Here is a 25,119-nt window from a genome sequence, read left to right as displayed (position 1 = left end):
GCGCCGGCCGCGCGCTGGCCCGCAGCGCGTCCGGGCCCGGGATCGTTGGTCCCGGCGTTTTCCCCCCGGGGCGCCTGCTCGCGAGCAGGCGCCCCGGTTCGATCAGGACATCACGGGGGGCCGGCTTTGTAACCGACGCCGCGGACCGTCAGCACGACCTCGGGGCGCTCCGGGTCGCGCTCCACCTTGGACCGCAGGCGCTGGACGTGCACATTGACCAGACGGGTGTCGGCGGCGTGCCGGTAGCCCCACACCTGCTCCAGCAGGACCTCGCGGGTGAACACCTGGCGCGGCTTGCGGGCCAGCGCCACCAGCAGGTCGAACTCCAGCGGCGTCAACGCGATCGGCTGGCCGTCGCGCGTCACCTCGTGACCGGGCACGTCGATGGTCACGTCGCCGATGGTGAGCACCTCGGCCGGCTCGGCATCGGTCCGGCGCAGCCGGGCCCGCAGCCGGGCGACCAGCTCCTTCGGCTTGAACGGCTTGACCATGTAGTCGTCGGCGCCGGACTCCAGGCCCAGCACCACGTCGACCGTGTCGCTCTTGGCGGTCAACATCACGATCGGCACGACGGACTCGGTGCGGATGGCCTTGCAGACGTCGATGCCGTTCATCCCGGGCAGCATCAGATCCAGCAGGACCAGGTCGGGCTTGAGCTCGCGCAAGGCAGGCAGCGCCTTGGTGCCGTCGCTGACGACGGCGGTCTCGAACCCCTCACCCCGGAGCACGATGGTCAGCATTTCGGCCAGGGCCGGATCGTCGTCCACCACGAGCACGCGTGCCTTCATGGCCAACATGGTTGCACTTGTCGCCCCGCCGCCGTACATCCACCCGCTGATCGTCGCCGCAGGTCGCGGCGCGGCAACCGATTCGGCCCAGCGAATACCGCCGAATGGAGCATCGAATTCAGTGGTTTCGCACACCGATCCAGTTAGACGCCGAGTGTCGATCGACTCACGTTGCGTAGCAACGGCTTGGGCCATCTGGACGAGTGTGCACTTCGGACAGTGCGGCTCCTCGCCGGGCCGTCGATCGCTTACCGCGCGAGGACGTGCTGGTCGACGAGCGCTCCGAAGTCCACGTGGTTCACGCCGTCCACCACGACCCACGGCGACCACCAGCTCTCGGCGGCGAGCTGCTGGTAGACCTTGCCGCAACGCTGCTGCAACGGGGCATCGGACTCGAAGTTGTCCCGCTGACGGTCCACTTCGGTCCGTTCCCGGTGCTCGGCGCGGGCGGCGGCCACCTCCGACGGCACCTGCAGCAGGATCTGCAGATCCGGCTTCGGCAGCGCGAAGCGCGTCACCTCCAGCTCGCGGACCCAGGCGACGAAGTCGCCGTGGCTGTCCTGGTGGAGCCGAGCGGCGCCGTAGGCGGCGTTCGAGGCGACGTAGCGGTCGAGGAGGACGACGTCGTGCGCGCGGAGGTCCGCGCGCAGCGCGTCCGCCGCGGCGCGGCGGTCGAGCGCGTAGAGGACGGCCATGCCGTGGACGGAGTCGCCGAGGTCGCCGTGGCGACCGCGGAGCGCCTCGGCGACGAGCTCGGCGTGGACGTCGTCGGCGTAGCGCGGGAACGCCGAGCGGGCCACGGAGTGGCCGCGGGCGGTGAGTTCCGCCGCGATGCCGTTGGCGAGCGTGCGCTTGCCGGCACCGTCCAGTCCCTCGATGACGATTAGTCGACCCACACCGACGACGGTAGTCCAGCCGTCGCGCCGCGATCCGGACGCCCTCGACCGGTCGTCCCGGTGCGTGAATCCGCTTTCGCCGCAACCTGTTCTGTTGTATACAGTCGGTATGCCAAAGAATCACTCCTATCGCGCGACCGTTACGTGGACCGGCAACACCGGCGATGGCACCGCCTCGTACCGCGGTTACAGCCGCGAACACGTCGTGGACGTCGACGGAAAGCCACCGCTGACCGCGTCGGCCGACCCCGCCTTCCGCGGCGATCCCGGCCTCCACAACCCGGAAGACCTCCTGGTCGCATCGCTGTCCGAGTGCCACATGCTGTGGTACCTCGCGCTGTGCAGCACCTCCGGCATCGTCGTCACCTCCTACCGCGACGACGCGAGCGGCGCCATGCTGGAGGACCCCGACACCGGCGGGCACTTCACCGAGGTCGTGCTCCGACCGCAGGTGACGATCACCGACGCGGCGATGCTGCCGACCGCCGAAAAGCTGCACGAGCAGGCGCACCGCAAGTGCTTCATCGCCAACTCGGTCAACTTACCGGTCCGCCACGAACCGGAGATCCACATCGCGCAGTGACATCGGGCTGCCGCCGCAGCCGAGCAGGCCGCTGAGGTTCCGCCACCCGCCACGCAGAACAGGCGTTCAGTACCGGTAGTGGTCCGGTTTGTAGGGGCCTTCGACGTCGACGTCTATGTATTCGGCCTGGTCCTTGGAGAGCTTCGTCAGCTCGCCGCCGAGGGCCGCCACGTGGATGCGGGCGACCTTCTCGTCGAGGATCTTGGGCAGCCGGTAGACCTCGTTGTCGTACTCCTCGTGCTTGGTGAACAGCTCGATCTGGGCGATCGTCTGATTGGCGAACGACGTCGACATCACGAAGCTGGGATGCCCGGTGGCGTTGCCCAGGTTCAGCAGGCGCCCCTCCGACAGCACGATGATCGACTTGCCGCCGTCGAACACCCACTCGTCGACCTGCGGCTTGATCCGCACCCGGCGCGCGTCGGCGGCGCGACGCAGGCCTGTCATGTCGATCTCGTCGTCGAAGTGGCCGACGTTGCCGAGGATCGCCTGGTGCTTCATCCGCCGCATGTGGTCGACGGTGACGATGTCCTTGTTCCCGGTCGTGGTGATCACAATGTCGGCCTGGTCGATGACGCTCTCCAGCCGGGCCACCTGGTAGCCGTCCAGCATCGCCTGCAACGCGTTGATCGGATCGATCTCGGTGATGATCACGCGCGCCCGCTGGCCGCGCAGCGACTCCGCCGAACCCTTGCCGACGTCCCCGTATCCGCACACCACCGCGACCTTGCCGCCGACGAGCACATCGGTGCCGCGGTTGATGCCGTCGATCAGCGAGTGCCGGATGCCGTACTTGTTGTCGAACTTCGACTTGGTCACCGAGTCGTTGACGTTGATCGCCGGGAACAGCAGCTCGCCGCGCGCGGCGAGCCGGTAGAGGCGGTTCACGCCGGTCGTGGTCTCCTCGGTGACGCCCCGGACGCCCGCCGCCGTGCGAGTCCACCTGGTCGGGTCGGCGGCCAGCGACGCGCGCAACGAATCCAAGATCACCTTGAGCTCGTCCGGATCGTCGTCCGCCGGATTCGGCACCACACCCGCCTTTTCGCATTGCGCGCCCTTGTGGACCAGCAGGGTCGCGTCGCCGCCGTCGTCCAGGATCATGTTCGGCCCCCGGTCGCCGGGCCAGGTCAGCATCCGCTCGGTGCACCACCAGTACTTCGCCGGCGTCTCACCCTTCCACGCGAACACCGGGACGCCCGCGGGCTCCGCCGGAGTCCCGTACGGGCCGACCACCGCAGCGGCGGCCGCCGCGTCGTCGGTGGAGAAGATGTTGCAGGAAGCCCAGCGCACCTCGGCACCCAGCGACACCAGAGTTTCGATCAGCACGGCGGTCTGCACCGTCATGTGCAGGGAGCCCGAGATGCGGGCGCCCTTCAACGGATGCACCTCGGCGTACTCGCGGCGCAGCGCCATCAGCCCGGGCATCTCGTGCTCGGCCAACCGGATCTGGTTCCGGCCGTCGGCGGCCAGCGCCAGATCCGCGACGGCGAATTCGACACCGTTGCGGGTCTGCAGCTTCTCGACACTCATCTTTCGGCCCCTCTGGAAGATGCGGCCTGGTCAGGGCGCGGATTCGGCAGCCGACCCCGCACCGAGACTACCGTCGGTGTTCGTGTGATCACTCCTGGCGATAGCATCTGGCCAGTGCCGCGCAAGCGCCGCTCCAGCCGCTCCGCGCCCGCCCGGCGCGGCCCAGCCGCTGGTCCGCGCAGCACCCCCTGCTTCGCCGCCTGCCGACCACGCCCTCCGCGGTCGCCGCGCCGCGCGGCTCCCACGGGCCGCGAGACGCGCCGTCGCGCAAATCGCGCCGGGAAACCTGCGAGGAACGCAGGACATGAGGTGCCCCGGACGATCACAATCGGAGGGGCAGAGCTCGCCAGATGTCGATCTGCCGTGGAGAATCGCCACCGGCGTTTCGACGATCAACAACCGCACGGGAGGATCCAGTGCAAATACCCGGGCCCGACACCCGCGTCGTCGAGCTGCGGGTACACGGCATCCTCGGCACCACCGGCGACGAGCTGACCGATTCGGTCGCCTCGGTGGACGTCGCCGGCGATGGCATCGGACGCATCATGCGCCCGGCCGACCGGCTTCGCCGACCGGTTCCCGGACCGATGCTGTCGGCCGGAGACCGCTCGGTGCCCCGCATCGTCGAAGGCTACGTCTGGGGCGGCATGACCTCCGGCGGCCTGGCCAAGGCGACCTGGGCCCTGCTGTTCCCGTTCGCACTGGCCAACATGGCGCACTGGATGCTGCCACCGGCCCGGACCGGCAACCCGATCAGCACCGCGCTCTCCTCCGTGCTGCGCGTGCTGCTCCGGATTTCGGCCCTGCTGCTGACGATGCTGTTCGTCGCGCAGCTGACCGTGGTCACTCTGGACCTGGTCGCCGCGCAGTGCCTCCAGCCCGGCGTGCAGTGCATGGAGTTCGTCCCGGATGCCGTCCGGCACATCGACATCCTGCGTGCCTCGGCCGCTCTGCTGCCCGTTGCTCTCGTGATCCTCCTCATGCATCGCTTGTCCACTGTGTCCTGGCAGGTCTCCGCGCCGAAGACCGACAAACCGCAGCACTCGGCGCGGGCACCGATGCTGCCCGGCGCGAACGTCGTCGCGGACCCGGACACTCCGGTGCTGCGCGCCCTGCACGTCATCGCCGCACTGTCCACTGTGGCGCTGATCGCGCTCGGCGGGCCGTTCGCGATCAGCGCCGATCCGCGCTGGCTGGTCGCCTCGGCCCTGCTCGTCTTCGCCTTGGTCGGAACCGTCGCGCTCGATGACCCGGCCGGAATGCACCCCAACGGCAAGGAAAAGGCACCGCGGATCACTCTCGGGCGCACTCCACGCCGCGCGCTGCTGACCGTGGCCGCGCTACTGCTGTGCTCGGTCGCCCTCTTCCCCGGGCAGCTGGCCGACCAGCTGCCCGGCTCGGGCGCCACGATCGACGCGATCATCGGCGCCTTGGTGATCACCTGCCTCGCGGTGGCCGCCCTGCTCGCGCCCGCCGCACTGCTCGCCCGTCCCGGCTGGAAGACCTGCCCGCCCAGGCTCCGCCCGTGGGCCGGCGGCTGGATGGCCGCCCCCGCGCTGATGGTCGCCTGCATGCTCGGCAACGGTTTCGGCGCGGGCCTCGGCCTGAGCGTGGCCCGGGCACTGGGCGCCTCGCAGGAGCCGGGCGCGCCGGTGCTCAAGCTGCCCACCGCCTACGACGACGTGACGATCTTCTGGGGCGCGACCGCCGTGCTGCTGATCGCCGCCGGGATCATCGGCACCCCGTGGATGCTGCTGAAGCGGTGGCGCGCCGGACGTCGCGATGGCGATGGCGCGGACAGCTCGAACAGCTCCGTGGGCACCGACGACTCGATCCCCGACGAGGTCGCCTTGCTGCACGCCGGGCGGCCGGCGGATCAGCGCGCCGCGGCCAACGCCTGGAAGTGGGCGGACCTGCAGCGCCGCTACTCACATCTCGTCCTCCTCGTGATCGCTGGTGTGCTGGCCGTCAGCACCGCGTTGACCCTGGTGGCCCGGGTCGCCGACCTGCCGGGCTTCACCTGGCTGATCGGGGTCGGGGTCGCCGCGCTCGCGACGCTCGCCGTCGGGTTGCTTCGGATGGTGTACCTGGCCGCCACCAAGCGGGACACCGCCCGCTACCTCGGCGTGCTCTGCGACCTGGCGCTGTTCTGGCCTCGCGAAGCGCACCCCGTGGTGCCGCCGTGCTACGCGCTGAAGGTGATCCCCGAACTCGCCGCCCGCGCCACCGAGCACCTCGCCGACCCGAACACCCGCGTCGTCCTCGTCGGGCACAGCCAGGGCAGCCTGCTCGCCGCCGTCGCGACCGCCCGGCTGCTGGAATCCCTGCCGGAGGCCGACCGCGAACGGGTCGGCCTGGTGACCGCGGGCTCGCAGCTCCAGTGGGCGTACCCGCGGGCGTTCCCCGGCGTGGTGCCCCACGCTTCGCTGCGCGACCTCGCCGGTGCGCTCGGCGGCCGCTGGCGCTCGCTGTGCCGCGGCACCGACCCGATCGGCGGCGCCGTGACCACCTGGAACAGGCAGGTCTACGACGGCATGCTGATCGGGGTCGGGCTGCGGGCCGACGGCACCGAGGGGCCGCTGCCCGCCGCCACCCGTGGACCCACCGGCGCCCTGGTACTCGGCGGCGACCACTGGCTCCCCGACCCGCAGCGCGGCCCGTTCTCCTGCCGGCGCTGGGTGCCCGGCGTGCTCGGGCACACCGACTACAGCGGCGACCCGGAGTGGGACCGCGCCGTCGCGATGGCCGCAGGCCTGGAGACCCCGGTCCGCGGTGCCGCGCTCCCGCTGCGGCCTCAGACCCCGACCCCGGCGCAGGTTCCGGCCACGACGAGCGCACCGAAGACGCCTCACCTGACGGCGCAGGGCGGCGATGGCGGATCCCTCCCCGAGACCGTCGAGGGGTTGACCCGCCCGCAGACCGACTCCGACGAGTCCGAAACCGCCCAGAGCGACGAACGGGAGCGGACCACGGCGGTAGTGCCGCGGCAGCAGGATGCGAAGCCCCGCCCGGAGCCGTCGGTGCTTCCAGAGATCACCGAGCCTCGCGGGCGCAGCGCCCCGTGGGAACGCGGCATGGCGCTACGCGCCTCCGAGCGCTGAGCAACAGCACGTGACCCGGGTATAGAAAGCCAGCCCGGGGCATACCAAGGCGACATGGCGCGCTCCACGCGTGCGCCGAGCGCCGACCTCCGGCGCGGTGGAGGCGCACCCGAAGATCGCACCTCTCCGACGACGCCGGCGTGCACAAACGCCACCGGCAGAGGCTCCCTCCTATCCCCAAGTCCGTACGCCTCGTCGCGGGGACGTACGTCGCGATGACCGTTCCCGGTTCCAGCTGTTTTCCGTGTCATGCCTCCATGATCCGGAGCCGGAAGCCGGAGATCATCACTCAGCCAGGTGAACATTTGTTCGAATAAGGGGACAAAGAAGCGGCGCCGCCCTCCGAGGGCGGCGCCGCTTCGATCGGTCAGCCAGTCGCCCGGCTAGTCCTTGGAATCCCCGCCCTGGGGCAGCGCACCTCCTGCGGCCACCTCGCCGGCCTGGCGCTGGGCCAGCCGCGAGTGGCTGCGGCCGTACAGGAAGTAGATCACCACGCCGGCGGCCATCCAGACCGCGAACCGGACCCAGGTCAGGGCGGTCAGGTTCAGCATCAGCCAGAAGCAGGCGAGGATCGCCAGGATCGGCACCAGCGGCACCAGCGGGGCCCGGAAGCCGCGAGGCAGATCGGGCCGGGTCCTGCGGAGCACGATCACACCGAGCGAGACGAGCACGAAGGCGAACAGCGTGCCGACGTTGACCATCTCTTCCAGCTTGTCCGCCGGGAAGAAACCGGACGCGACGACCACGACCGCGCCGACCAGCACGGTGGCGCGGACCGGAGTGCCGTGCTTCGGGTCGGTCTTGGCCAGGCCGCGCGGCACCAGGCCGTCGCGGGACATCGCGAACAGCACGCGGGTCTGCCCCAGCAGCAGCACCATGACGACCGTGGTCAGACCGGCCAGGGCGCCGACCGAGATGATCGCCGCCGCCCAGTTCACGCCGTGCTGGGCGAACGCCGTGGCCAGCGTGGAACGGGTGCCGTCCTCGGCGGTGGCCAGGTCGGTGTAGGGCACCATGCCGGTGACCACCAGCGCGACCGCGACGTAGAGCACGGTGACGATCGCGAGGCTGCCGAGGATGCCGCGCGGCGCCATCTTCTGCGGGTTCTTGGTCTCTTCCGCCGTGGTGGCCACGATGTCGAAGCCGATGAAGGCGAAGAACACCAGCGACGCCGCGGCCAGCAGGCCGAAGACGCCGTACGTGCTGGTCTCGCCGCCGAGGATCAGCGACAGCAGGGACTGCTCCAGCTTCGGGGTGTCCTCACTGCTGGGCTGCGCCGGCGGGATGAACGGCGAGTAGTTGGCCGAGTTGACGTAGGCCAGGCCGACCACGATGACCAGCAGCACCACGGCCACCTTGATCAGCGTGATCACCAGGCTGACGCGGGCCGACAGCTTCGTGCCGAGGGCGAGCAGCGTGCACAGCACCACCGTGAGCAGCACGGCGCCCCAATCGAACTGCAGCGGGCCCATCGGCAGGACCGTGGGCGCCTCCAGGCCGATCAGCTTGAGCACCTGCTCCAGGTAGATCGACCAGCCCTTGGCCACCGCGGCCGCCGCGACGGCGAACTCCAGGATCAGGTCCCAGCCGATGATCCAGGCGACGAACTCGCCGAACGTCGCGTAGGAGTAGGTGTACGCGCTGCCCGCGACCGGAACGGTGGAGGCGAACTCGGCGTAGCACAGCGCCGCCAGCCCGCAGGCGATCGCCGCGAGCACGAACGCCAGCGACACCGAAGGACCGGTGACATCACCCGCGGTTCGCGCGGCGAGCGTGAAGATGCCGGCCCCGATCACCACGGACACCCCGAAGACGATCAGGTCTCGGGTACCGAGGTTCTTTCGTAGCTTGGTGTCCGGTTCGTCGGTATCCAAGATCGATTGTTCGACCGATTTGGTTCGCCACAGCCCAGTGCCTGGCACTGTCGCCTCCCTCATTAAGCCCAAATGGTGGGTCCGCACCCTAACGCGGGAGTATCTCGACCGGAACTCGCTTGCTTGAGTCCGCCACCCGTTTCGTTAACTCCTTGTAATGCAAACATGCATCGCCACTACACCCTGAAGCGGGATATCTGCCCGTTGTCACCTACGTACGGTGATCGTTCGGGAACCGCCCCGACGTCGCACAGGCACATGATGTCGGGGATCCCGGACCGGGGCAGCACCTGGCGTTCCGCCGCGGGACGGTCACTGGGTCACGGCGCGGCCCCGCTCCAGATCCGGTTCGAGGTAGATCAGCCGGGCCGCGGGCACCTTCGCCCGGACCCGCGCCTCGGCGCCGTCGATCTCGGCCGCCACCTCGGCCACCGACAGCGACGGGGCGAGACCGATCTTGGCGGCGATCAGCAGCTCGTCCGGGCCGAGGTACTGGGTGCGGATGTGGATCACCTTCTCCACGCGCTCGGACTCCAGCTGGGCCACGATCTCGTCCAGCACGTCGCGGGTGGCGCCCTCGCCAATGAGCAGGCTCTTGGTCTCGATGATCAGCACGATCGCGATCGCCCCCAGCAGCACGCCGATGCACGCGGTGCCGATGCCGTCCCACACCGGGTCGCCGGTCAGCACGGTGAGCCCGACGCCGCCGAGCGCGAGCACCAGGCCGATCAGCGCGCCGAAGTCCTCCAGCAGCACCACCGGCAGCTCCGGGGTCTTGGCCTGCCGGATGAACTGCCACCAGGTCTGCTCGCCCTTGATCGCCTTCGATTCCTTGATCGCGGTGATGAAGCTGAAGGTCTCCAGGCCGATCGCGATCACCAGGATGACCACCGCCACCCACGCCGACTTCAGCGGCTCGGGGTGCTGGATCTTGTGGATGCCTTCGTAAAGCGCGAACATCGAGCCCAGGCTGAACAGCAGCAGCGCGACGACGAACGAGTAGAAGTAGCGGTCCCGGCCGTACCCGAAGGGATGCTCCGGGGTGGGTTTGCGCTGCGAGGTCTTCTGCCCGAGCAGCAGCAGGCCCTGGTTCGAGGTGTCGGCGACCGAGTGCACCGCTTCCGCCAGCATCGACGAGGAGCCGGTGAACAGGAACCCGCCGAACTTGGCCACGGCGATGCCCGCGTTCGCGGCCAGCGCGGCCAGAATGGCCTTGGTTCCGCCTCCTGCTGACACGATGTATCTCCCGATTCGGTGTGCGGGGAGGCCGGTGCCCGGCCCGATGACGGGAGAAATCTACCCGTTGGCTCCCCGCCGGGGGATCAGGTCCGCAGAACGCGCGAAATCGGACCGCGGTTTCAGAACGCGCCCGCGGCGGCGCGGAAGACCTGCGCGTTGCCGTCGGCGTCGAGGTCGACCGGGTGCACCTCCACCGCCGGATCGGATGCCGCCAGCCACACCGAGTGGCCGCGCTCCAGCACCAGCTCGCGCGGCAACGACCCGTTGCCGCGGTGCGCGCCGCTGGTCAGCCGGACGCTTCCCCTGGTGCACAGCAGTATCTGCGGCCCTGGCGAGTCCAGCCGGACCGCGCCGCCCTCGGCCGGCGTCCAGTCCAGCCTGGACAGCTCGAACTCGTCGGCCGGCGTCCGGTAGGCGGTCAGGTTGGCGTCCAGCGACTCGCCCTTGAGCACCCGCATGTCGCCGCAGGCGAAGTCGAGGACCCGCAGCAGTTCGGGGACGTCGACGTGCTTGGGGGTCAAGCCACAGCGCAGGATGTTGTCCGAGTTGGCCAGGATCTCGATGCCGGTGCCGTGCAGGTAGGCGTGCAGGTTCCCGGCGGGCAGGAAGATCGCCTCGCCGGGCTGGAGCACGATCCGGTTCAGCAGCAGGCTGGCCAGCACTCCGGCGTCGTTCGGGTAGGCCTCGCCGAGCTCGAGCACCGTCCGGCACTCCAGCGCGAACTCGCCGTGCTCGCGCACGTGGGCCACGCAGGCGTCCAGCAGGTCCGGCAGCACCTCGCGCAGGTAGTGCTCGGGGAGCGTGATCCAGGTGGTGAACAGGGCGCGCAGGCCGTCGGCATCGGGTTGCGCGGCCAGCAGTTCGCGGTGGGCGCGCAGGCTCGGGACGGCGAGCTCGTCCAGCAGGCGCACGGTTCGCTGCGCGTCGCGGAACCCGGCCAGCGCGTGGAACTCGGTCAGCGCGCAGATCAGCTCGGGCTTCGCGGTGGGGTCCGGGTAGTTGCGGTTGGGGGCGTTGCGGGCGATGCCCGCTCCCTCCTCCCGATGGAAGCCCTCGGCCGCCTGCGCCGCAGACGGATGCGCCTGCAGGCTCAGCGGCTCGTCGGCCGCGAGCACCTTGAGCAGGAACGGCAACCGGCCGCCCCAGCGGTCCACGCACGCCGGGCCAAGGTGGTGCGCCGGGTCGCTGTCCAGCAGGGACAGCAGCGACACCTCTTCCCCGCCGGACCGGACCACCCGCGACGGGTCGCCCGGGTGGGCGCCCATCCACAGCTCGGCTTCCGGGTGCGGCGTGGGAACGGGCCGACCGAGCAGATCAGCAATAGCGGTACGCGAGCCCCACGCATAGGGGCGCACCGCGTTCCGCAGTAGCTCCACAGTCGTTTCTCGCTTCCTCGTCCTCGCGTCTGCTCGTGCACGACGCCCAGCACAGCACACCGCGCCGGACCGGCGGGCGGCATCGGGGGCATCCCCTGAACTTTCCCTCAGTGCATCGCCATCGCCGGCCAGCCGGGCCCGTTCAAGGTGCCGGCGGCAAGCCCCAGGTACACGGCGGCCAGATCGAACCGGGCGGCCAGCGCCGCGGACCGCAGCACGGCGTCGTCGCCCACCGACTCGCCGGGCGTGACCAGGTCCGCGCTTGGCAAGTCCCGCGTCGCGGCGCGTTCGAAGGCCTCCCCCTGCTCGTCGTACCGCGCGCTGACCAGGAACACGCGCAGCAGTGCGCCGGGGTTGTCCTCGGGGTCGGCGAACAGGTCCGCCTCGGAGCCGACCGAGGCGGCGGCACGGTGCAGCGCCCGCTCGGTGACCGCCTGCGGGTAGTCGGCGACGTCGCAGGGCACGCCGGCGTGGCAGCCGAGCGCGAACGCGCCGTGCGCCGCAACCGCCGTGGACACCGGGTCGAGGCCCCAGAGCAGCGGGGCGCGGTCGGCCAGCCGCAGTGCCAGCGACTTCGCGGGGTTGACCAGCGATTCGTGGCTCGGGTGCGCGCGTTCGGCTTCCCGGTCGAGCACGTCGGCCAGGTTCTCGGCGTCGAAGCGCAGCAGGCCGAGGGCGCCGAGCGTGCTGAGCCCGGCCGCGAAGACGTGCGCGAACGACAGCGCCGGTGGCACCGGGATGCGCGGCGGGAGCAGTTTGGCGCGGCCCGCACCGGCGGCCGCGACCGGGCCGTCCGCCGGAGCTGCGAGCACGACCGTCGCACCGCGGCGGCAGGCCACCGAGACCGCTTCGGCCAGCACCGCGTCGCCGACGTCGTCGGTGTGCGCGAAGACGACGTCCAACGCGCCGACCCACGCCGGGACCGTTTCGGCGACCACCAGCGGAACCGGGCACCGCGGCCCGGCCAGGGCCGCCAGCAGGCCGCAGACCGCCGGGCCGACGCCCGGCCTCGCCAGCAGCACCACGGCACGCGGGCGCCCGTCGCCGAGCTCGGCCAGGTCCACTTCGCCCGCGGCCTCCACCGCGGCTCGGACCTGCGCCCCGGAGAGCGCGGCGAGCCGCAGCAAGCCGCCGGAATCCACGTCGGCCAGCCTGGCCGGGTCGTCGAAGAGACTGTCGTCCAGCACGAACGTCACCCCTCCCCGGCCGCGCCGGGGGCCGGCCCCCCGACCGCCTCGTCCAGCAGGAGCACCGGAATTCCGTCCCGGACCGGGAAACCGCGGCCGCAGGAGGTGCACGTCAGGTAGTCGGCCTGCGCGTCATCGCCGAGCCCTGGACGCAACGGTCCGTGCTGCGGGCACGGGCATGCCAGGATCTCCAACAGCTGTGGTTGCAGGTCAACGGCCACTTTTCCTCCCAAACTCACCCGCGCCGACCTCGCGGGCACACACTGGCGACCATCGCGGCGACACCGGGACGTCATCCTCGGACGACTGCCAGCACCTCATCGCGCAGCGCGGTCATCGCGTCAGTGTCCCTTGCCTCCACGTTGAGCCGGAGCAGCGGTTCGGTGTTGGACGGGCGCAGGTTGAACCAGGAGCCGTCCGACAGCTCCACGGTAAGCCCGTCGAGCTCGTCCACACGAGCGCCATTGCGGTCACCGAAGGCCGCGGCCACGGCGCGCATCCGGGCCTGCTGGTCGTCGACCGTCGAGTTGATCTCGCCGGAGGCGGCGTACCGCGAGTAGTCGGTCATCAGTTCCGACAGCGGCTGGTCCTGGCCGCCGAGCGCGGCTAGCACGTGCAACGCGGCGAGCATGCCGGAGTCGGCGCGCCAGAAATCGCGGAAGTAGTAGTGCGCGGAGTGCTCGCCGCCGAAGATCGCCCCGGTCTCGGCCATCGTCTGCTTGATGAACGAGTGCCCGACGCGGGTGCGCACCGGCTTTCCGCCGTGCTCGGCGACGATCTCGGGCACGGCCTTGGAGGTGATCAGGTTGTGGATGACCGTCCCGCCGGGCTCCTTGGCCAGCTCGCGCACCGCGACCAGCGCGGTGATCGCGCTCGGCGCGACCGGTTCGGCGCGCTCGTCGACCACGAAGCAGCGGTCGGCGTCGCCGTCGAAGGCCAGCCCGGCGTCGGCGCCGACCTCGCGGACCTTGGCCTGCAGGTCGACCAGGTTCGCCGGGTCGAGCGGATTGGCCTCGTGGTTGGGGAAGCTGCCGTCCAGTTCGAAGTACATCGGCACCAGCTCGATCGGCAGGCCGTCGAAGACGGTCGGCACCGTGTGCCCGCCCATCCCGTTGCCGGCGTCGACCACGATCTTCAGCGGGCGGATGCCGCTGATGTCGACCAGCGAGCGCAGGAAGGCGGCGTACTCGTCGACGAGGTCGCGGTGCGTGGCGGTGCCCTTCGCGCCCAGGAACTCCGGCACGCCGTGCGCGACCAGCTCCTGGATCTCGGACAGGCCGCTGTCCTGGCCGACCGGGGCGGCACCGGCGCGGCACAGCTTGATGCCGTTGTAGCGGGCCGGGTTGTGGCTGGCGGTGAACATCGCGCCGGGCAGATCGAGCCGCCCGGATGCGAAGTACAGCATGTCGGTGCTGGCCAGGCCGATGTTGATCACATCGACGCCCTGACCGGTGACGCCTTCGGCGAACGCCGCGGCCAGTCCCGGCGAGGATTCCCGCATGTCGTGCCCGATGACCACCGCCGGGCCACCCACGAGCCGGGTGAAGGCGGCGCCGATCTCCCGCACCACGTCGGCGTCCAGGCCGTCACCAACCACCCCGCGGATGTCGTAGGCCTTGACGATCCCCGACAGGTCCCGCACGCTGCACCCTCCCCGTTTCGCGTCCGACGACGTGGCTCGAAGCCTACCGGCGATCGAGGGCGCGGTGGCGTCAGCTTGGCCCACGCGAGCTGTTCGTCACGATCTATTCACTCGTCGATCGGATCGGGCAGCGCCCGCAGATGTCCGCGCCGGCTGCCGCCCGGGGTCAGGCCCTGGGCCTCGACCGGCCGGTCCGAGCGACCGGCCTCCCGCACGGCCTCCGCTAACGCGGTCAGGTCGTCGTCGGAGGGTTCCGGTGGCGCGAATTCGCCTTCGTGCCGCACGACCTCCCAGCCCTTCGGCACGGTGAGCCGAAGCGCGTGCGCTTCGCACAGGTCGTAGCTGTGCGGTTCGGCGTAGGTGGCGAGCGGGCCGACGACCGCGGTGGAGTCCGCGTAGGCATAAGTGAGCGTGGCGACGGCCGGGTTGGTACACCCGGTCCGCGAGCAACGCCTCACGCTCCGCACGACACGCACGATAGCGCCCTCGCTCCGGCGCGCGGCGCAGGCACGCGGAAACCGCTCGCGACAGGCCGCGCGAGCACCGGTTTCCGGGTCAGCTCTGCGCGAACAGCAAGCGGCGCGACGGTCGTTTTGCGCAGGTTGTCCTGCTGGAAGGGGCCGCCGCCGGTCAAGGTCGTGCGCCGTCCGGGGCCCGGCGGGTGGCGGAACGCGAATCCTCCCGACGCTTGTCCCGACCTTGACCGCCGAAGGCGTACCCTCGGCCCGTGGTGACCGCACGTGGATCTCGGCGTCGAAGCCGCTTCCGCCGGGACCGGCGGGGCCGTGGCCTGCGCGGACCGCTGTACCCGTCCTCGGTTCCGGTGTCGCGCAGCCGCTCGCAGCGGTTCGACGCGCTGGTACTGGAGGCCCTCGAACCGATCGAGCAGCGCTGGCACGCCGAACTGACGCAGCTCGACGTGGCCGTCGACGAGGTGCCCGAGATCACCAGCACCACCCCGGAGAAGCTGGTCTGGGACGACGACGTGGTGGTCGACGCCAACGTGCCGCTGGCCCGGCTCGTCCCGGCGGGCGTGGACCGGCGCGGCCTGCCGACCCGGGCGCGCATCGTGCTGTACCGGCGACCGCTGGAAGCGCGGGCCCGCGACGGCACGGACATGGCAGACCTGCTGCACGACGTGCTCGTCGAGCAGGTCGCGACCTACCTCGGGCTGGACCCCGACGTCATCGAAGGCCAGTGACTCACGGCCGCACCTCCACACCGCTCAACGCCTCCGCCAGCGCGTCCAACGCCGAGGCGTACGCGTGTTCGGGCGGAGTGGCGTAGCCGACGACCAGCCCGTCCATCGCGGGCATCGTGGCGTCCGGGTGGCGGAAGCCGGCGAGCCCGTCGAGGGCGATGCCCCGCCGGGCCGCGGCCGCGACAGCGGAGCGCTCGGAGCCGGGCGGCAGGCGGAGCACCGCGTGCAAGCCCGCGGCGACGCCGGTCGCGGTGACGTGCGGAGCACGTTCGAGGAGCCTCGCGACGAGCTGGTCGCGGCGGCGGCGATAGCGCTGGCGCATGCGGCGGACGTGGCGGTCGTAGTGCCCTGAGTCGACGAAGTCGGCGAGGGCGAGCTGGTCGAGGACACTCGCCCAGGCCTCCCGTTCGCCCTTCACCGCCAGCACGTCGTCGACCAGGTGCTCGGGCAGCACCATCCAGCCCAGCCGAACCGCCGGCGACAGGCTCTTGCTGACCGAGCCGATGTACAGCACCCGGTCCGGGTCCAGGCCCTGCACCGCGCCCACCGGTTCGCGGTCGTAGCGGAACTCGCCGTCGTAGTCGTCCTCCAGGACCAGCCCGTCGCGGGCCCTGGCCCAGTCGACGACGGCGGCTCGCCTGGCCGGGTGCAGCGGGCCGCCGGTCGGGAACTGGTGCGCGGGCGTCAGCAACACCGCGCGCACTCCCTTGCGGGACGGCAGTTCGTCGACGCGGGGCCCGTGCTCGTCGAGTTCGAGCGGGACGGTCCTGATCGACGCCTGGTGCAGCAACTCGCGGTGGAAGGGGAGGCCGTAGGACTCCACGGCGAGCGGACCGCGCAGGACGCCCGGGAACAGCAGGCGCAGGGCATGCGCGAAGCCGGAGCAGATCACGATCTGGTCCGGTCGCGCTCGCACGCCGCGGGCCCGTGACAGGTAGTCGGCCAGCGCTCGCCGCAGCTCGGGCCTGCCCTGCGGGTCGCCGGGGCCGAAGGCCTCGTTCGGCGCGGCGTTGATGGCACGCCGGGCTGCGGCCAGCCAGGCGGTGCGTGGGAACGACGCGGCGTCCGGCTGGCCCTGCCGCAGGTTGTGGACCGGCGCGGCGACGCTCCGCGTCTCTTTCGGCGCACGGGCTGGTTTGCGGGGTTCGGCGCGCTGCGCGACACGGGTGCCGGAGCCTTGGCGGGCGGTCAGCCAGCCCTCCGCGATGAGCTCGGCGTAGGCGGCGGCGACGGTGTTGCGGGCGAGGCCCAGGTCCGCGGCCAGCGATCGGTACGGCGGCAGCCGGGTGCCCGGCGTCAGCCGCCCGGATCGGATCGCCTCCCTCAGAGCGCTCATGAGCACCGACCGGCGACTCCCCGGGCCCGACAGGTCCAGGTGCAGGTCGCTGCCGGTCTGTTCGGCCGAATTGACCCAAGAATCTGACACGGAAATGCACTCTACGACCGGTCGATTCTCGTCCTAGCGTGGTGACCATGACGAACAACGACACGAAGCGGCTCAACTTCGCGAAGTCCGCACCGAAGGCGTTCAAGGCCCTGATCGGGTTCGACGCCGCGGCGCGGGAGGACCTCGACCCCGCGCTGGTCGAACTCGTCCAGATCCGCGCGTCCCAGCTCAACGGCTGCGCGTACTGCCTGCACATGCACACCTCGGACGCCCGCAAAGCCGGGGAGAGCGAGGAGCGGCTGCACATGGTGCAGGTGTGGCGGGACGCCACCGGCTTCTTCACCGAGGCGGAGCTGGCGGCGTTGGAGCTGACCGAGGCCGTCACGCTGGTGTCCCGAGGCGGCGTGCCGGCCGACGTCTACGCCCGCGCCGAGGAGCACTTCGCGGAGCCGGAGCTGGCCCGGCTGCTCGCGCTGATCTTCACCATCAACACCTGGAACCGCATCGCGCTCAGCACGGCCAAGGTCCCGGGCACCGACGAGCGCACCGCCGCCTGACGAATCGGCGCCCGGTGCCGCGACGCCAGGATTTCCGGCAATAACGGGAAAAACTCCTCGCCTGCCGATCCCACGGCTCAGGCGCTCCGGGGTTTCGCACGGCGGCGTTCGGGGAGCGCCGCGACGAGGGTGAACAGGCTGAACGCCAGCTGCAGACCCAGGAGCGCGGTACGCGGAACCTCCGTATAGCCGACCTGGACCTCGGCCGCGTTCTCCGGCAGCGGGATCGCCACCTGGTGGCCCCAGGCCGTGGCCAGCGGGAACGTCCGGCCGTCGATCCGGGCGTACCAGCCGGGCTCGTTCTCCGCGCCGAGGACCAGCGCCCGGCCGGCGCCGCCCTCGGACATCCGGACCGTGAACAGCGGTAGCTCGGCGGCCACCGGCAACGGCCTCGCCTCCGGTGTCGGGGCGGGCTCGGTGCGCGCCTGCCGCGCGAGGTCGGGCCCGAGCAGCTCGACCGGGCTGCTCGGCAACAGCAACTTCAGAACGCGCCGCCCGTCGGGCAACCGCTCGTGCTCGGCGACCAGCCCCGCAGCGACTTCCGGTAGTCGCGAATCGTCCGGTACCGCGATGAAGCCGACACCGCGAGCCGCCGTCGCCGCGAGCGCAGCGCGCGCCCGCGCGGGATCGCCGGACTGCAGGTCGTCGTCGACCCGGCGGAGCCAGTCGACCGCCGTGCCGACCGGCGCGAGGTCGTCGTCGCCGAAGCGGGGCGCGGTGCCGTCCACGAGCCGCGCGGGTTGCGGCCCGGGGTCGAGGATCAGCAGCGAACCGGGCAGATCCGCCGCGATCGTCTGCTGAGCGCGCAGCGGCCCGTCGATCGTGGCGAACGCGGCAGCGGACGCCAGCCCCAGCAAGCCGACCGCCAGCAACGGCACCAGGATCTTGCCGGGCACGCGCGGCTTCCGCGCCACCAGCACGATCCACCCGCACCCGGCCGCGGCGATCACCAGCGGTCCGCCGGTCCAGCCGGTCGTGCTCGGGCCGCCGGTGATCGGTTCGGCGGCGAGGTTGTCCACCATCGCGGCCAGCGCCCAACCGAAGATCGCGACGGCCGCGCCCGGCAACATCCGCGGCGACCAAGCGGTGACCAGCGCGGCGATCGCAGCGAGCGCGAACACCGCGCCGACCAGGCTCGCCGGCGACCCGTCCGGGCTCAACGCCAGCAGCCAGGCGCCCGCCGGAGTCTCGATGATCCGCGCGCCGAGCCCGTGCAACAACATCTGCGGGTGGTGCAGCAGCACGGCAGGCCACGGCAGCAGGCACGCGACGGACAGCAGCGCCACCGCCACCAGCCCGGCCACCCGGCGCCGATCACGCGAACCCGCGCTCGGCAGCACGACGAAAGCGAGCAGGGCCAGCACGATCAACGCGATGTGCAGCAACGGAGCGAAGGCACCCAGCACCGCGAGGCCCAGGGCGGTCAGACACGCCGTTCCCAACCGCTTCCCGTCGGACCGCCCGACCACGGAGACGATCCCGGCCAGCAGCAGCGGAACCAGGATGTGCGCGACCACGACGTCCAGCCGCCCCTGCCCGGCGGAAAGCGAAGCCGCAGGCAGCAAGGCGTATGCACCGGCCGCGAAGGCTCGCCGCAGCCGCGACACCGGAAGCGCGCGGGTCGCGAGGTAACCGCTGAGGCCCGCCAGCGGAGCACCGAACAGCAGCAGCACCGACGCCACCACCGACGGTCCACCTAGGACAGTGCCGAACAGTGCGAGCACCAGCAGCGACGGCGAAGCCGACGCGCCGGTACCGCCGTTCACCGGATGCCAGGCGGCCAAGTAGTCGCGCCAAGTCGTCGCCAGGTCGGCCACCGGCAGCATCCGGCCGCCTTGCAGACCGGCCCCGAACCGGTCGGCGAGCAGTCCATTGGTGACGAGCGCGAACAACGCGAGCAGCACCGTCAGCACCACGGGCGGCGTCAGCAGCAGTTCACGCAGCACCCGCCAGCGATCGACCGGCACGAGCAGCAGGTCCCGCCGCATCGCGTCCCGCTTCAACGGCGACGGCTTCGGCGCCCCGATGTCCGGCACCGGCACCACGACCAGCCCCGACCGGCCCGGCTTGTCGGGCCGCGGCGCTTCGGGATCGGCCTTGATGAGCCAGCCCGCCAGCTCCCGCCCCAAGGCCAGATCCCGCCGCACCCGCTCCCGGACCAGGCCCTCGAACGCGGTGCGCGCCCAGTTCCGCAACCGAGCCGGCCGACTCGTGAACAGCCCTCGGACGCTGTGCCGGACCGGAATCGTCGTGGCGCGCGAAGCCCGGCCGGCCAGCAGCTTCAACCGCCCGCCGAGCAAACCGCGCAGCGCCGCGAACTCCGCGCCCGCCTCGTCCCACCGCCGCAGCGCCGCGAAACCGCACATCCGCAACAACGCCAGGCAGAACATCCGTGGCAGGCCGAGCAGAAACGCCCACACCGGCGCATTCACCAAGAACGTGCGAACCTGATCGGCCCGTTCCCCCGTCCTGGAACCGCGCTTCGCGGCCGCATGCCGCATCCGCGCCCCGGGAACCCATCGGACGCCGTGCCCGTCCAGGTTGATCCGCCATCCCAGGTCGACGTCCGCGCTGCCGCCGAGATCCGCGTCGAAACCGCCGAGTTGCTCGAAGGCATCGCGCCGCACCAACGCACCGGCCGTGGTCACCGCCAGCACACCGGACGCCGGTGGCGCTTCGGCGACCAGCTCCGGGTCCAGTTCGGACGGTCCGATGCCGGTCTGCCGGTGCCCGGCGGCATCGGTGCTCAGGCCCGCATCCACCACCAGCCGGGGATCCGCCCAGTCCAACCCGAGCGGGCCGAGCAGCGCCGCGGCCGAATCCTGCTCGGCGGCGCGCAGCAAGCGCTCCAGGCATTCCTGCTCGGGTGCGGAATCGTCGTGCAGCAGCCACAACCAGCGCCCCGGATCGGCCCACTGCTTGGTCCCGTGCGCCAACGCCTCCGCGACTGCGGCGCCGAACCTGGTGTCGCGCGGCATCGTGAGCACGTCGTCGACGACTCGATCCGCGCGCGCCCGCGCCAGGAGTTCCGCGGTGCGGTCGGTCGAACCGGTGTCGACGGCCACCACGTGCCGCGGCTTTTCCGTCAGGTCGCCCAGCGCTGCGAGAACCTCCGGCAGCCACGAATCGCCGTCGTGACAGACCAACACCGCCAGCACCGGCGCGACCAAAGTGCCCTCCCGCTAACCTGATCCACTACCGCTGAACGGTAATGCACCAGGAGCGGAAGAAAACCCCCTCGAAACGAACTCCGGCCGATCAGACCGCGCGGCGCTTGAGCTTGCGGCGCTCTCGTTCGGACAGACCGCCCCAGATGCCGAAGCGCTCGTCGTGCTGCAACGCGTACTCCAGGCATTCGGAGCGCACCTCACAGCCCGCGCAGATGCGCTTCGCCTCCCGCGTCGAGCCGCCCTTCTCCGGGAAGAACGCCTCAGGGTCGGTCTGGGCGCACAGCGCGCGCTCCTGCCATTCCTGTTCGTCGTCGCCCATCTCGAACAGCTCGGCCAGGACGTCGAGTTCCGCCGCGGTGGCGTCCCCACGCTCCGCGAGGCGGCTATCTCCTGATTCCCACATCGTTTGGTTTCCCCCGATTTCTCCCGTTCCCGCCGGCCCTCCCCAGGGCCGGAACAGGGCGCACTCCTGATCGCAGGTCGCCCGGGCTCCGTTGGCCGGGAGCCCCGCGCTTCGACGGCGGCGGCGCCGTCGCCGACCGACCGCGCCGCCCGCCTCTCACCGCCGGCAGCGCTTCGATCGACCCGTGCCCGACCGGGTCTCCCGCACCCGGTCGGCCGCCGCCTGCGACCATCCAACCGGCTTCCACCCGAAGAACGATCATTTCAGCGACGAATGACACTGCTGTGATTACACCCGTGTAGCTCCTTGCGGTCAAGCGGAGACCATCCGTAGGGGGACATCCCGCGCAGGCCGCCCAATGGGCGCGTTCGGCGCATCGCCGGTACTCCGCGTGCAGCATCGGCAAGCCCCATGATCATGGATACCACCGCGTGGCCGACTGCGCCGCCGTGCAGGCGCGGACCGCCACCGAGTCGTTCATGGACACTGGAGGCGTGAGCAACTCCGCGGTTCGAGTAAGTCCCCTGTTCCTCGGCCTGGTCGGGCTGACCGTGCTGGGCGGCGTGCTCGCCACGCTCGAGAACAACGCCGCCCGGGTCGGCGGCGTGGTGCTGATCGTGCTCGGCGGCTGGGCGACCTCGTTGTGCCTGCACGAGTTCGGGCACGCGATCACCGCGTTCCGCGGCGGCGACTGGTCGGTGCGGGCCAAGGGCTACCTGACGCTGGATCCCCGGCGCTACACCGACCCGGTCCTGAGCATCGTGCTGCCGCTGATCTTCGTGGCGCTCGGGGGCATCCCGCTGCCGGGCGGCGCGGTGTGGATCAACCACCACGCGTTGCGGTCCCGGCGCACCGAGTCGATGGTGTCGCTGGCCGGGCCGCTGATGAACCTGGTGCTGGGCCTGCTGATCAGCACCGCCGTCGCGATCGTGCCGATGCCGATCGGACTGTCGGCGGGGCTGTCCTACCTGGCCTTCCTGCAGGTGATCGCGTTCGTGCTGAACATCCTGCCGATCCCCGGCCTGGACGGGTACGGCGCGATCGAGCCGTGGCTGTCCGGTCCGGCCCGCCGGTTCGGCGAGAAGGCGCGGCCGTGGGCGCCGCTGGTGCTGTTCCTGCTGCTGATCGGGGTGCCGTTCGTCGGCCAGGCGTTCTTCGGGCTCGCCTACTTCGTGTTCGACCTCGTCGGGGGCGACGCGGTGCACGGCTACCTGGGGCAGAGCATGTTCCGCAGCATCTTCGGTTTCCTGTGATGACTCCGATGACCGGACGGTCGTCAGGTTCACGCCCGGGCGTGCGAGGATCGGGGCCGTGAAGGTCGTAGTTCTGGTCGGCGGAGTCGGCGGCGCGCGTTTCCTGCTTGGGGTCAAAGCGGCGTTGGGACTGCCCGCGATCGGCGAACCGCAGCAGCAGTCCGAGCACGAGATCACCGCGGTGGTCAACGTGGGTGACGACGTGTGGATGCACGGGTTGCGGGTCTGCCCGGACCTCGACACCTGCATGTACACCCTCGGCGACGGCATCGACACCGAGAAGGGCTGGGGCCGGGTCGACGAGACCTGGTCGGTCAAGGAGGAGCTGGCCGCCTACGGCGCCGAACCGACCTGGTTCGGGCTCGGCGACCGCGACATCGCCACCCACCTGGTTCGGTCCCGGATGCTGCGCGCGGGCTACTCGCTGTCGGCGGTGACCGAGGCGCTGTGCGACCGGTGGCGCCCGGGCGTGCGGCTGCTGCCGGTCACCGACGAACGGGTCGAGACGCACGTCGCGATCGACGATCCGGAGCACGGCGACCAGCGGGCGGTGCACTTCCAGGAGTGGTGGGTGCGGTACCGCGCGGAGCCGAAGGCGCACGCGATCGTGCCGGTGGGCGCCGACGAGGCGAAGCCGACGCCGGCCGTGCTGGATGCGATCGAGCAGGCCGACGTGGTGCTGCTGGCGCCGTCGAACCCGGTGGTCAGCATCGGGACGCTGCTCGCGGTGCCGGGTTTCCGCGCCGCGCTGCGGAAGACGTCCGCGCCGGTGGTGGGGCTGTCGCCGATCGTCGGCGGCCGGCCGCTGCGCGGCATGGCGGACGCCTGCCTGACCGCGATCGGAGTGGACAGCACCGCCGAGGCGGTCGGCCGGCACTACGGTTCCCGGCAGGACGCCGAGGGCATCCTGGACGGCTGGTTGGTGCACACCGGCGACAGCGCCGAGGTGCCCGGGGTGCGGGTTCGCGCCGTGCCGCTGCTGATGTCCGATGTGGACGCCACCGCCGCGATGGCGCAGGCGGCGTTCGACCTGGCCCGGGAGGGGCGATGAAGGATCACGCGGCCGCGGGCGGGTTGCAGCTGTTCGCGGTGGGCGGGCTGCCCGAGTTCGGCCCCGGCGACGACCTGGCCGCGTCGATCGCGGCCGCCGCGCCCTGGCTCAGCGACGGCGACGTCGTGGTGGTCACCAGCAAGGTGGTGTCGAAGGTCGAGGGCCGCATGGTGTCCACGCCGCGCGACCCGGAGCTGCGCGAGAAGCTGCGCCGCGAGCTGGTGCTGGCCGAGGCCACCCACGTGCTGGCGCGCCGCGAGCGGTTCATGATCACCCAGAACAAGCTGGGCATCGTGCAGGCGGCCTCGGGCGTCGACGCCTCGAACGTGGCGCTGGACCAGATCGCGCTGCTGCCGGACGACCCGGACGCTTCCGCGCGCAAGCTGCGGGCCGGGCTCGCCGAGCGGCTCGGCGTGCAGGTCGCCGTGGTGGTGACCGACACGATGGGCCGCGCCTGGCGGGTCGGCCAGACCGACGTGGCGATCGGCTCCGCCGGCCTGCGGGTGCTGCACCGCTACGCGGGCGCCACCGATTCGCAGGGCAACGAGCTGGCGGTGACCGAGGTCGCGGTGGCCGACGAGATCGCCGGGGCGGCCGACCTGGTCAAGGGCAAGCTCGGGGCGGTTCCGGTCGCCGTGGTGCGTGGGCTGGCGACCGCCGACGACGGGTCGAGCGCCCACGACCTGGTGCGGCCCGTCGACGAGGACCTGTTCCGGATGGGCACCGCGGAGGCGTTGGCGCAGGGCCGCCGCGAGGCGGTGCTAATGCGCCGCTCCGTGCGGGCGTTCGCCGACGCCCCGGTCGACGCCGATGCGGTGCGCCGCGCCGTCGGTGCCGCGCTGACCGCTCCCGCGCCGCACCACACCCGCCCGGTCCGGTTCGTCTGGCTGCACGATCGTCCACTTCGGACGAAGCTGCTGGACGCGATGCGTTCCGCCTGGCTGACCGACCTGCGCGCCGACGGGCTCTCCGAAGATGCCGCGCAGCGCCGGGTCAGCCGCGGCGACCTGCTCTACGCCGCGCCGGAACTGGTGCTGCCGTTCCTGGTTCGCGAGGGCGCGCACGACTACCCAGACGCGGTGCGCGCCGAGGCGGAGCGGCAGATGTTCACCGTCGCGGGCGGCGCGGCGGTGCAGGGCCTGCTGGTCGCGTTGGCGGCCGAGGAACTCGGCTCGTGCTGGGTGTCTTCGACGCTGTTCTGCCCGGAGGTCGTCCGGGCAGCGCTGGATCTGCCCGACTCGTGGGAGCCGCTGGGCGCGGTGGCCGTAGGCCATCCCGTGGAGGCGGTCGACGGGCCGCGGGAACCGCGGGAGCTCGACGGCGGATTGGTGGAGCTGTGAGCGGGCCGCACGCGGACGCGTTGCGCGTGCTCGGCGATTGGCGCCCGGCCGATCCGCAGCAGGACGCATTGCGCCACGCCTTCCTGACCTTGCTGGACGTCCGCGCGGACGCCTGCCTGCGGGCGTGCGAACCGGGCCACGTGACAGCGTCGGCCGTGCTGCTCGACGCGGCGGGCGAGAACGTGCTGCTCACCCTGCACCCCCGGGTGGGGATGTGGCTGCAGCTCGGCGGCCACTGCGAGCCGGCGGACACGTCACTGGCGGGAGCCGCGTTGCGCGAGGCGACCGAGGAGTCCGGTGTGGACGGTCTGGTCGTGGAGCCGGAGCCGGTGCACCTGGACGTGCACCCGATCACCTGCTCGCTGGGCAAGCCGACCCGCCACTTCGACGTGCGCTTCATCGTGCGAGCCCCGGAAGGAGCCGAGCCGGCCCGCAGCGACGAGTCCCTGGACCTGCGCTGGTGGCCGCTGGACGCCCTACCCGGAGGCTCCGACATCGGCCCCCTGATGGCCGCGGCCCGCGCCCGCCGATAGCTCAGGCG

General features: G+C 71.5%; 21 protein-coding genes. 8 read left to right on the top strand and 13 right to left on the bottom strand.

Annotation, left to right across the window (positions count from 1 at the left end; translation table 11 throughout):
• Positions 1–110: 110 nt before the first annotated feature.
• Both mtrA and AB0I53_RS38530 read right to left on the bottom strand, forming a co-directional pair.
• Positions 111–788, bottom strand: coding sequence for an MtrAB system response regulator MtrA (mtrA, locus tag AB0I53_RS38535; protein WP_358613985.1), 678 nt, complete (start codon positions 786–788; stop codon positions 111–113).
• A 248-nt stretch (positions 789–1,036) separates the two neighbouring features.
• Entirely contained in the window at positions 1,037–1,684 is a 648-nt protein-coding gene (locus AB0I53_RS38530; RefSeq protein WP_358613984.1) for a dTMP kinase, read from the bottom strand.
• Between the two features lie 109 nt (positions 1,685–1,793).
• Here AB0I53_RS38530 and AB0I53_RS38525 point away from each other — a divergent pair, with 109 nt between their 5' ends.
• A complete protein-coding gene (locus AB0I53_RS38525; RefSeq protein ID WP_358613983.1) occupies positions 1,794–2,267 on the top strand; it encodes an OsmC family protein in 474 nt (157 codons plus the stop codon).
• Between the two features lie 66 nt (positions 2,268–2,333).
• On the opposite strand, the gene ahcY is transcribed toward AB0I53_RS38525, so the two are convergent.
• Complete coding sequence (gene ahcY / locus AB0I53_RS38520) at positions 2,334–3,797, bottom strand: adenosylhomocysteinase (RefSeq protein WP_358613982.1); 1,464 nt, start codon at positions 3,795–3,797, stop codon at positions 2,334–2,336.
• Positions 3,798–4,213: 416 nt separating this feature from the next.
• Between ahcY and AB0I53_RS38515 the strand changes: the two genes are divergently transcribed.
• Positions 4,214–6,898 (top strand): hypothetical protein, encoded by a 2,685-nt coding sequence (locus tag AB0I53_RS38515; protein ID WP_358613981.1) that lies wholly within the window; start codon positions 4,214–4,216, stop codon positions 6,896–6,898.
• Positions 6,899–7,281: 383 nt separating this feature from the next.
• Here the strand turns inward: AB0I53_RS38515 and AB0I53_RS38510 are convergent, their stop codons facing one another.
• The 7 genes from AB0I53_RS38510 to AB0I53_RS38480 form a co-directional block, all read right to left on the bottom strand.
• A complete protein-coding gene (locus AB0I53_RS38510; RefSeq protein WP_358613980.1) occupies positions 7,282–8,820 on the bottom strand; it encodes an amino acid permease in 1,539 nt (512 codons plus the stop codon).
• A gap of 264 nt (positions 8,821–9,084) precedes the next feature.
• Positions 9,085–10,008, bottom strand: coding sequence for a cation diffusion facilitator family transporter (locus AB0I53_RS38505; protein WP_358613979.1), 924 nt, complete (start codon positions 10,006–10,008; stop codon positions 9,085–9,087).
• A 122-nt stretch (positions 10,009–10,130) separates the two neighbouring features.
• Positions 10,131–11,387: a mannose-6-phosphate isomerase, class I gene (gene manA / locus AB0I53_RS38500; RefSeq protein ID WP_358613978.1), complete on the bottom strand. Its 1,257-nt coding sequence runs from the start codon at positions 11,385–11,387 to the stop codon at positions 10,131–10,133.
• A gap of 107 nt (positions 11,388–11,494) precedes the next feature.
• Positions 11,495–12,574: a hypothetical protein gene (locus tag AB0I53_RS38495; protein ID WP_358613977.1), complete on the bottom strand. Its 1,080-nt coding sequence runs from the start codon at positions 12,572–12,574 to the stop codon at positions 11,495–11,497.
• A gap of 5 nt (positions 12,575–12,579) precedes the next feature.
• Entirely contained in the window at positions 12,580–12,795 is a 216-nt protein-coding gene (locus AB0I53_RS38490) for a Trm112 family protein (protein WP_358613976.1), read from the bottom strand.
• A gap of 71 nt (positions 12,796–12,866) precedes the next feature.
• A complete protein-coding gene (locus tag AB0I53_RS38485; RefSeq protein ID WP_358613975.1) occupies positions 12,867–14,216 on the bottom strand; it encodes a phosphomannomutase/phosphoglucomutase in 1,350 nt (449 codons plus the stop codon).
• A 107-nt stretch (positions 14,217–14,323) separates the two neighbouring features.
• Complete coding sequence (locus AB0I53_RS38480; RefSeq protein ID WP_358613974.1) at positions 14,324–14,683, bottom strand: DUF3499 domain-containing protein; 360 nt, start codon at positions 14,681–14,683, stop codon at positions 14,324–14,326.
• Positions 14,684–14,943: 260 nt separating this feature from the next.
• On the opposite strand from AB0I53_RS38480, the gene AB0I53_RS38475 reads away from it, so the two are divergent.
• The gene (locus tag AB0I53_RS38475) at positions 14,944–15,417 is read left to right on the top strand and encodes a metallopeptidase family protein (protein ID WP_177226553.1); all 474 of its coding nucleotides are present in this window, start codon (positions 14,944–14,946) and stop codon (positions 15,415–15,417) included.
• Position 15,418: 1 nt separating this feature from the next.
• On the opposite strand, the gene AB0I53_RS38470 is transcribed toward AB0I53_RS38475, so the two are convergent.
• A complete protein-coding gene (locus AB0I53_RS38470) occupies positions 15,419–16,843 on the bottom strand; it encodes a PLP-dependent aminotransferase family protein (RefSeq protein ID WP_358613973.1) in 1,425 nt (474 codons plus the stop codon).
• A 47-nt stretch (positions 16,844–16,890) separates the two neighbouring features.
• Here AB0I53_RS38470 and AB0I53_RS38465 point away from each other — a divergent pair, with 47 nt between their 5' ends.
• Entirely contained in the window at positions 16,891–17,361 is a 471-nt protein-coding gene (locus tag AB0I53_RS38465) for a carboxymuconolactone decarboxylase family protein (protein ID WP_358613972.1), read from the top strand.
• A 77-nt stretch (positions 17,362–17,438) separates the two neighbouring features.
• Here the strand turns inward: AB0I53_RS38465 and AB0I53_RS38460 are convergent, their stop codons facing one another.
• Positions 17,439–20,531: a glycosyltransferase family 2 protein gene (locus tag AB0I53_RS38460; RefSeq protein ID WP_358613971.1), complete on the bottom strand. Its 3,093-nt coding sequence runs from the start codon at positions 20,529–20,531 to the stop codon at positions 17,439–17,441.
• 88 nt (positions 20,532–20,619) lie between these two features.
• Complete coding sequence (locus AB0I53_RS38455; protein ID WP_165968123.1) at positions 20,620–20,850, bottom strand: WhiB family transcriptional regulator; 231 nt, start codon at positions 20,848–20,850, stop codon at positions 20,620–20,622.
• Positions 20,851–21,428: 578 nt separating this feature from the next.
• Here AB0I53_RS38455 and AB0I53_RS38450 point away from each other — a divergent pair.
• From AB0I53_RS38450 to AB0I53_RS38435, 4 genes are read left to right on the top strand one after another with little or no spacing between them, the layout of a single operon-like run.
• Positions 21,429–22,187 carry a site-2 protease family protein gene (locus tag AB0I53_RS38450; RefSeq protein ID WP_358613987.1) on the top strand — a complete coding sequence of 253 codons (759 nt, stop codon included), beginning with the start codon at positions 21,429–21,431 and terminating at the stop codon, positions 22,185–22,187.
• Between the two features lie 58 nt (positions 22,188–22,245).
• The gene (cofD, locus tag AB0I53_RS38445) at positions 22,246–23,238 is read left to right on the top strand and encodes a 2-phospho-L-lactate transferase (protein ID WP_358613970.1); all 993 of its coding nucleotides are present in this window, start codon (positions 22,246–22,248) and stop codon (positions 23,236–23,238) included.
• Positions 23,235–24,578, top strand: coding sequence for a coenzyme F420-0:L-glutamate ligase (locus tag AB0I53_RS38440; RefSeq protein ID WP_358613969.1), 1,344 nt, complete (start codon positions 23,235–23,237; stop codon positions 24,576–24,578). Before cofD ends, AB0I53_RS38440 begins: the two co-directional genes overlap by 4 nt.
• The gene (locus tag AB0I53_RS38435; RefSeq protein ID WP_358613968.1) at positions 24,575–25,111 is read left to right on the top strand and encodes an NUDIX hydrolase; all 537 of its coding nucleotides are present in this window, start codon (positions 24,575–24,577) and stop codon (positions 25,109–25,111) included. The genes AB0I53_RS38440 and AB0I53_RS38435 overlap by 4 nt, the downstream gene beginning before the upstream one ends.
• Positions 25,112–25,119 lie beyond the last annotated feature (8 nt).

The sequence above is a fragment of the Saccharopolyspora sp. NPDC050389 genome, from assembly GCF_040655595.1.
GTDB lineage: Bacteria > Actinomycetota > Actinomycetes > Mycobacteriales > Pseudonocardiaceae > Saccharopolyspora.
The sequence above is the reverse complement of the archived record's forward strand: the minus strand, read 5'-3'. Positions and strand labels throughout refer to the sequence as shown.

What these genes read in the sequence shown, in the direction of transcription:
- mtrA (WP_358613985.1), bottom strand. Translation starts at nt 788, where the DNA reads ATGAAGGCACGCGTGCTCGTGGTGGACGACGATCCGGCCCTGGCCGAA.
- AB0I53_RS38525 (WP_358613983.1), top strand. Translation starts at nt 1,794, where the DNA reads ATGCCAAAGAATCACTCCTATCGCGCGACCGTTACGTGGACCGGCAAC.
- ahcY (WP_358613982.1), bottom strand. Translation starts at nt 3,797, where the DNA reads ATGAGTGTCGAGAAGCTGCAGACCCGCAACGGTGTCGAATTCGCCGTC.
- AB0I53_RS38465 (WP_358613972.1), top strand. Translation starts at nt 16,891, where the DNA reads ATGACGAACAACGACACGAAGCGGCTCAACTTCGCGAAGTCCGCACCG.
- AB0I53_RS38455 (WP_165968123.1), bottom strand. Translation starts at nt 20,850, where the DNA reads ATGGGCGACGACGAACAGGAATGGCAGGAGCGCGCGCTGTGCGCCCAG.
- AB0I53_RS38440 (WP_358613969.1), top strand. Translation starts at nt 23,235, where the DNA reads ATGAAGGATCACGCGGCCGCGGGCGGGTTGCAGCTGTTCGCGGTGGGC.